Origin of the sequence: Streptomyces xiaopingdaonensis, assembly GCF_000262345.1 — a bacterium.
GTDB lineage: Bacteria > Actinomycetota > Actinomycetes > Streptomycetales > Streptomycetaceae > Streptomyces > Streptomyces xiaopingdaonensis.
Window position 1 is genome coordinate 1 of record NZ_AJTQ01000015.1, and the last position, 7,114, is coordinate 7,114.

General features: G+C 75.0%; 7 protein-coding genes. 4 read left to right on the plus strand and 3 right to left on the minus strand.

All coding sequences use genetic code 11. The features are described 5' to 3' along the window. Positions 1 to 248: NAD(P)H-binding protein (locus tag UWG_RS0100905; protein ID WP_016905321.1), on the plus strand; the 248-nt coding region annotated here is incomplete at its 5' end. Positions 249 to 285: 37 nt separating this feature from the next. Beyond that, positions 286 to 921 carry an NAD(P)-dependent oxidoreductase gene (locus UWG_RS0100910; RefSeq protein ID WP_033195902.1) on the plus strand — a complete coding sequence of 212 codons (636 nt, stop codon included), beginning with the start codon at positions 286 to 288 and terminating at the stop codon, positions 919 to 921. A gap of 507 nt (positions 922 to 1,428) precedes the next feature. Here UWG_RS0100910 and UWG_RS0100915 read toward each other — a convergent pair. Beyond that, the gene (locus UWG_RS0100915) at positions 1,429 to 3,396 is read right to left on the minus strand and encodes a helix-hairpin-helix domain-containing protein (RefSeq protein ID WP_016905323.1); all 1,968 of its coding nucleotides are present in this window, start codon (positions 3,394 to 3,396) and stop codon (positions 1,429 to 1,431) included. Further along, positions 3,393 to 4,391, minus strand: a complete 999-nt coding sequence (locus UWG_RS0100920) for an aldo/keto reductase (RefSeq protein ID WP_016905324.1) — start codon at positions 4,389 to 4,391, stop codon at positions 3,393 to 3,395. Before UWG_RS0100920 ends, UWG_RS0100915 begins: the two co-directional genes overlap by 4 nt. A gap of 76 nt (positions 4,392 to 4,467) precedes the next feature. On the opposite strand from UWG_RS0100920, the gene UWG_RS0100925 reads away from it, so the two are divergent. After that, positions 4,468 to 5,520, plus strand: coding sequence for an LLM class F420-dependent oxidoreductase (locus tag UWG_RS0100925; protein WP_016905325.1), 1,053 nt, complete (start codon positions 4,468 to 4,470; stop codon positions 5,518 to 5,520). A gap of 131 nt (positions 5,521 to 5,651) precedes the next feature. Beyond that, the gene (locus UWG_RS0100930) at positions 5,652 to 6,470 is read left to right on the plus strand and encodes a hypothetical protein (RefSeq protein ID WP_016905326.1); all 819 of its coding nucleotides are present in this window, start codon (positions 5,652 to 5,654) and stop codon (positions 6,468 to 6,470) included. A gap of 7 nt (positions 6,471 to 6,477) precedes the next feature. Here the strand turns inward: UWG_RS0100930 and UWG_RS0100935 are convergent. After that, positions 6,478 to 7,114 (minus strand): magnesium and cobalt transport protein CorA (locus UWG_RS0100935; protein WP_016905327.1); only part of this gene is annotated, 637 nt, incomplete at its 5' end.

Here is a 7,114-nt window from a genome sequence, read left to right on the forward strand (position 1 = left end):
TGTACCGCAACATCCACCTCGACCTCGCACGGATGGAGGACGAGGTCGAGGCGAGCGGGCTCGACTGGACGATCGTGCGGGTACCGATGCTCAAGGACGGCCCGGCGAAGCCGCACTACGAGGCGGTCGTGGGCGGCCACCTCGCCAAGGCGGGGGCAGCGACACGCGCCAACGTCGCCGACTGGATCGTCGGCCACCTCGACGACACGTCCACGTTCGAGCAGCGCGTGGAAGTGGGCGACGGATGACCGGCACCGGGGAGCCGGCCCGGTGGGGGAGGCGCGGGTGAGGATCGTCGTCTTCGGCGCCTCGGGCGGGACGGGGCGGCAGCTCCTCGCACAGGGTGCCGAGCGCGGGCACGAGATGACCGCCTTCGCGCGCAACCCGCCCGCGGGTGAGGGCGACGGCGCGCGCTGGGTCCGTGGCGACGTCCTCGAACCCGCCGACGTCCAGGGCGCGTTGAAGGGCGCCGACGCCGTCCTTTCCGCGCTCGGCATCGGCTTCCGCCGCCACGCCACGACGGTGTACTCGGCGGGTACGGCCCACATCATGGCGGCCATGCACGCGGAGGGGGTGCGCAGGCTGCTCTGCGTCTCCACCACGAGCCTCCAGCCGCCGCCCTGGTCGAGGTCGCCCGCCCAGCGCCTCCTCGCCTCGGCCGTGCTCCACCCGCTGCTGCGCCGCCCCTACGGCGACATGGCACTCATGGAGCGGGCCGTCCTGGCCGAGGACACCCTCGACTGGACGGTGGTGCGCGCGGCCCGGCTCACCGACGGCCGCAGAACCGGCCGTTACCGCACCGCGCAGGGTGGTGCCCTGCGCGGTGCGTGGTCGATCTCCCGGGCCGACGTCGCCGACTGCCTCCTGCGACATCTCGACGCACCGGAGACGCACCGTTCCGTGGTGGACGTCGCCTACTGAGCGTGGGGGATTGTGCTGCCCTGTGCCCGGCGTTTCAGCGCCGGGCACCGGCGTGCGGGCGGTGGTTGGGTGCCGGGCTCGCGTGGCGTGTTGGGCGGGCGACCGGCCGTGCGGCTGGTGGTTGCGCCTGGATCCGCGCGAGGGCCGGGCAGGGCGTCCGGCCGTGCGGGTAGCCCCTGGCGTCGGGTCTGAGCGGAGCCGGGCGGGTACCAGGCCGTGCGGGCAGTGGCCGGGCACTGGGCCCGCGCCGGGGGCGGCGCGGGTTGTGCGGGGGAGAGGTCGGGCGCCCGTCTGCGTGGGTGTCGGCGGGTGTCCGCCCGCACCGCGGCAGTTGGGTGTCTGGTCTGCGCGGGCGTCGACAGGCGTCCGACCGCAGGTGTCGGGCCCGCGCGCGTGTCGGCGCGCGGGGCGCCGGCACCTTGGGCGCCGGCCCCGCGCGGGCAACAGCCGGGCGGAGCCGAACAGTTGGCCAAGACCCCTGCCATCCGCCGCGGCTCGGGCGGGGCGTCAGCTCTGTGCGTCGGCCGCCGCGAGCGCCATGGATCTGGTGAGGAGGGTCCGCAGCCTCGTCGTCCGTTCGGGCATGCGCCGGTCCGCGACGACCTGGGGGAGGGCCTCCACCGCGCCGTGCACCACCGAGAGGTGCGTCTCCGCTCGACTGAAGGCGGTGTAGACCCACTCCCGCGTCAGCGCCTCGACCGCGTCCCCGGGGACGACGACCACGGCCGCCGGCCACCGCACGCCCGCAGCCTGGTGCGCGGTGATCGCCCAGCCGTGCCTGAGCACCCCGGCGAGACGCGCGCGCGGCACCGTCTCGGTACCGGACGCCGTCTCGATCACCAGTCCGTCCTCCGACGCGGCGGAGACGGTGCCGACCGAGGTGTGCCCGGGGGAGGGGGAGTACGCGACGCGGTCGCCCGGGTCGAAACCGTCGAACCGGCCGGGGCCCGGGTTGAGTTGCTGCTTCAGGGCGGCGTTGAGCGCTCTGGTGCCGGCGGCCCCGCCGTGGCCGAGGGCGATGACCTCGGTGTCCTCGCTGGCGACCCCGAGGGCACGGGGGACGGAGTCCGCGACGAGCTGCACGCTGCGGTGGACGGCCTCGCCCGGAGCGGCGACGGGGACGATCACGACCTCGCGCCCGGGAGCCTCCACCGCTTCCCACTCCCCGGCACCCACACCGGAAACCAGCTCACCGATCGGCCCCGGGTCGGGGGTGCGGGACGCCACATGCGGGCAGGCGCGAGAGGCGAGGACGTCGCCCAGGACGTTCCCCGGACCTGCCGCGCCGAGCAGCATCGGGTCGCCGCTGAGCACGAGCCGCGCCCCCTCGGGGAGCGACTCCACGACGGCCGCCGCGGTCTCGGCGTCGAGCAACTGCGCGTCCTGGAGGACGAGGAGGTCCAGCGGCCAGCGGCCCTCCTCGTCCCGCGCGGGACCTTCGTGCCCGGCGAGCAGTCCTGCAACGGTGACGGCGTACGCGGCCTCATCGGGCGGTGCCGCGGGCCCTGTCGCGGGCGCCTCGCGCACGAGCGCGGCGAGCCGCGCCCTGCCCTCGGGGGAGTGCGCCGCCGCGCGGACGCGCAGGCCCTGCCCAGCGGCCGCGGCCACGAGCGCGGCCGGCTCGCGCCGCGCCTCCTCGCCGCCGGTGTGCACCACGAGCCCGCTGCCCGCGACGGCCCGCACCAGCTCGGCGGTGGAGCCGGGCCCCGCGGACGAGGCGGCGGCGTCCCAATCGGCGCCCGAGCGCGGGGCGTCGGGCTCGTCGGCCGCCGGGGAGCCCAGGGTGGCCAGCAGGCGGGCGAGGCCGTCGGCGAGGCTCTCCTCCGCCAGGGCGTAGCGGTCGAGCCCGAGGAGCATCCGCACCGGCTGCTCCTCCTCTTCCGCCTCCTCTGCCGCGCCGCCGGTGCGCGGCGCGGGGCCGGCGTCGAGGGAGTCCTCGAAGGCGAGCACGGCGCCCGACTCGATCGCCTCCCGTACGGCAGCCTCCGGGTCGGGGACGGCGTGCTCGGCGAGGCCGCGGGAGAGGTCGGCGGGGGCGAGCGCCGAGTGCCCGCGCAGCGCCGCGCGCTCCAGCAGCCAACCGACGAGGGCCGCGCTGCGCCGCGGCTCCGCGGGCCCTGCCTCCTCGCCGAGCAGCGCCCGCGCGAAGGTGTCCGCCTGCTCGGGCCCGACGCCGGGCACGGCGAGCAGCCGCCACGGGTCCTCCGCGAGCGCCTCCGCCGCCCCCTCGCCGAGCGCCTCCGCCGCAGGGGCCGCGAGCGCGGCGGGCGCACCGCCTTCGGCGAGCAGCTCCCGCAGGGCCGGCCCGGCCGCGGCCGGGCGGCGGACGGCGGGGGCCTGCTCGGCAGGGGCCTGCGCCTGCTGCGGGGGCCGGGCCGCGGGCGCCGGTTCGGTGAAGAAGGACGCGGCGGAGCGCTCGCCGTTCTCCACCGCGCGTACGGCGGCGAGGAGTTCGGCTGCCTTGTCGTTCGTCACAGCTCGCTCCAGTCGTGGTCGGGGTAGCGGTGCACCGGTGCGGAGACGTCGTCGAGCGCCCGGCGGATCTCGTCAGGAAGACTAAGCCCCTCCACTGACAACGCCTCCGCCAGCTGCTCCGACGTCCGCGCCCCCACCAGCGGTGCGACCACGCCCGGCCGGTCCCGCACCCACGCGAGGGCGACCTGCGCGGGCGGCAGCGCCAGCCCGTCGGCCGCTATCGCGAGCGCGTCCACGACCCGGGCCGCGCGCGCGTCGAGGTACGGCTCGACGAACGGCGCGAGGTGCGGCGAGGCGCCCCGCGAGTCCCAAGGGCGGCTCTCCCCGCGGTACTTGCCGGTGAGGACGCCCCGGCCGAGGGGCGAGGAGGGGAGCAGTCCGACGCCCAAGTCCACGGCCGCGGGCAGGACTTCGCGCTCCACCCCGCGCTGGAGCAGCGAGTACTCCATCTGCGCCCCCGCGACCCTGGTACGGGCGCCGCCGGCCGCGAGCTGCCAGGCGCCGGCCTTCGCCAGTTGCCACCCCGAGAAGTTGCACACGCCCGTGTACCTGGCGCGCCCGCTGGAGACGGCGATGTCGAGCGCCTGGAGCGTCTCGTCGAGAGGGGTGAGCGGGTCGAAGGCGTGGAGCTGCCAGAGGTCGACGTAGTCGGTGCCGAGCCGCTCCAGCGAGGCGTCGAGCGCGGAGAGGAGGTGCCCCCTGGAGGCGTCGACGCGGCGGGTGGGGTCGGGGACGCTGCCGGCCTTGGTCGCGATCACCAACTCCCGCCGCGGCACGAGGTCCTGCATGAGGCGGCCGAGCAGGTGCTCGGTGCCGCCGTCGGCGTAGACGTCCGCGGTGTCGACGAGCGTGCCGCCCGCCTCCCAGAACGCCTTGAGCTGGTCGGCCGCCTCCTGCTCGGCGGAGGCCGCGTCCGCGTCGACGGCCCAGCCGAGGGTGCCGAGTCCGATCCGTGAGACGCGTAGTCCGGTACCTCCGAGGTGCCTTTGCTCCATGGGCGTTGAGCGTACTTGTGGCGGCCGTTAGAGTCCCCTGGGACCTTGAGATTACTGATCAGTAAGGGGATGTGCGATGCGGCTGGGTATCAACCTCGGCTACTGGGGCGCCGGCATGGACGCGGACAACCTGGCCGTCGCGCGCGAGGCCGACCGCCTCGGCTACTCGGTCTGCCACGCGGCGGAGGCGTACGGCTCGGACGCGGCCACCGTCCTCAGCTGGGTGGCCGCGCAGACCGAACGGATCGACATCGGTTCCGCGATCTTCCAGATCCCCGCCCGCGCCCCCGCGATGACGGCGATGACCGCCGCCACCCTCGACTCCCTTTCGGGCGGCCGCTTCCGGCTCGGCCTCGGCGTCTCGGGCCCGCAGGTCTCCGAGGGATGGTACGGCGTGAAGTTCGACAAGCCGCTGGCGCGCACCCGCGAGTACGTCGAGATCGTCCGCAGGGCGATGTCCCGCGAGCGCCTCTCCTACGAGGGCGACCACTGGACGCTCCCGCTCCCCGACGGGCCCGGCAAGCCGATCAAGCTCACCGTCCACCCCGAACGCGAGGAGATCCCGCTCTACATCGCGGCGATCGGCCCGAAGAACCTCCAGCAGACCGGCGAGATCGCCGACGGCGCACTGCTGATCTTCTTCTCGCCCGAGCACGCGGAGGAGACGACCCTCCAACACCTGCGCACGGGCCGGGAGGCGGCCGGGCGCACGCTCGACGGCTTCGACGTCTGCCCCACCGTCCCGATGGCGCTCGGCGACGACATCGACGCGCTCGCCGACATCTTCCGCCCGTACACGGCGCTCTACGTCGGCGGCATGGGCAGCCGGAAGCAGAACTTCTACAACGCCCTCGCCAAGCGGATGGGCTACGAGAAGGAAGCCGAGGAGATCCAGGAGAAGTACCTCGCCCGCGAGAAGGACGCCGCGGCCGCCGCCGTCCCGCGCCAACTGATCGACTCCACCACGCTCCTCGGCTCCGTCGAGCGGATCGCCGACCGCATGCAGGCGTACGCCGACGCCGGTGTCACCACGCTCTCGCTCACGCCGGCCGGGTTCACGCTCGACGAGCGGCTCGCGGCGCTGCGCGCGGGGGCCGAGGCCGTCGAGCGCGCCGGGCTCGCCGAGTAGTACCGGGCTCGTGGAGCCTCGCTGCCGGCCCTCCGCCGTTCGGCGCAGCCGGAGGCGCGAGCTGTTGCCGGGCCGGCCGCACGCCGCTTGACTTCTTCGCGCGGAAGCCCTGCACGGAGGTGGTGGCAGCGATGCTCTCGGCCAAGAGCCTTTTCCAGGAGATCCTCGGCAACGACGACTCGTTCCGGCTCTTCTGCTCGATCGCCGCGACGGGCGAGTCCCAGGGCGGTTGGGAGAACGCGCGGATCGCGGCGCTCGTCCCCGCGACGCAGCGCGCGCTCGCACCGAAGGTCGCGCGGCACGGCGCCGACGAGGACAAGCACGGGCGGATCTTCGAGGCGCTGCTGCGCAAGCGCGGCCTCACCCCCGCCGAAGTCCCCGACGACGCCGACTACACGATGATCCTAGAGGGCCTCGGTATCGGCCTCGCCCACGAGAAGCTGCGACGCGAGCAGCACCTCACCGAGCGGGACGTCCTCACCTACCTCGCGCACAGCCGCGTCACCGAACAGCGCGCCAGCGAGGAGATGGCGATGCTGAAGGACCTCTTCGGCGCGGACCCGGAACTCGGCCGGGCGGTGCGCATGATCTGCAGGGACGAGGAGGACCACCTCGCCTACTGCCACGAGGAGCTGCTCCGCCTCGCCGCGGAGGGCCACGGCCGGCTGATCCGCACCCTGCTGCGGGAGAGCGCCCGCGCGGAGATCAGGGTCTACCGGAACGTCAGCCTCGCCGTGATGGCGCGCATGGGGACCATCCTCGGCTGGTCGAGGCTGCGGGGCGGCCTGCTGGCCTTGGGCATCCACGGCCGCTACGTCTACGAACGCCTCGGCGGCTGGCGGCGGTTGACGCGGCTGCGGATGCCCGAGCGCAGGGACGCCCTCGGCGGAGCACCCGCAGTCGCCCCCGAGTACGCGCCCGACGCGGCTGCCGAGCCGGGGGTGGCGTGAGCGGCGCTCACATCCAGCCGCGTCTCCGGAAGAGCCGGAAGAGGGCGAAGCACGCCCCCGCCATGAGCACGAGCACCGCCGGATACCCCCACGCGCTGCGGAGTTCGGGCATGACGTCGAAGTTCATCCCGTAGACGCCGGCCACGGCGGTCGGGATCGCGACCATCGCCGCCCACGCGGAGATCCGCCGCATCTCGTCGTTCTGGCGCACCGAGGTCTGCGCGAGCGAGGCGGCGTGGACGGCGGAGAGGAGCCGATCGAGGCCGTCCACCTGCTCGTTGACGCGTATGAGGTGGTCGTGGACGTCGCGGAAGAAGGGCCGCGCCCCGCCGTCGGCGAAGGGGACGGCCGCGCCGGTGAGCCGCTCGGCCGGCGCGGTCAGCGGCAGCGTCGCCCGCCGGAACGCCAGCACCTGCCGCTTGGCCGCGTACACCCGCTCCGCGACGCCCGGTCCCGCGCGGCCCCGCTCCTCGGGGGCGAAGACCGCCGACTCGACCTCCTCCAGATCGACCTGGAGGAGGTCGGCCACCTCCAGGTAGCGGTCGACGACCGAGTCGCAGAGCGCGTAGAGCACCGATGTCGGCCCGTACCGCAGGAGGTCGGGCTGCGCGGCGAGGCGGCGGGCCGCCGCGCCGTGCTCGCCG

What these genes read in the sequence shown, in the direction of transcription:
- UWG_RS0100920 (WP_016905324.1), bottom strand. Translation starts at nt 4,391, where the DNA reads ATGGAGCAAAGGCACCTCGGAGGTACCGGACTACGCGTCTCACGGATC.
- UWG_RS0100925 (WP_016905325.1), top strand. Translation starts at nt 4,468, where the DNA reads ATGCGGCTGGGTATCAACCTCGGCTACTGGGGCGCCGGCATGGACGCG.
- UWG_RS0100930 (WP_016905326.1), top strand. Translation starts at nt 5,652, where the DNA reads ATGCTCTCGGCCAAGAGCCTTTTCCAGGAGATCCTCGGCAACGACGAC.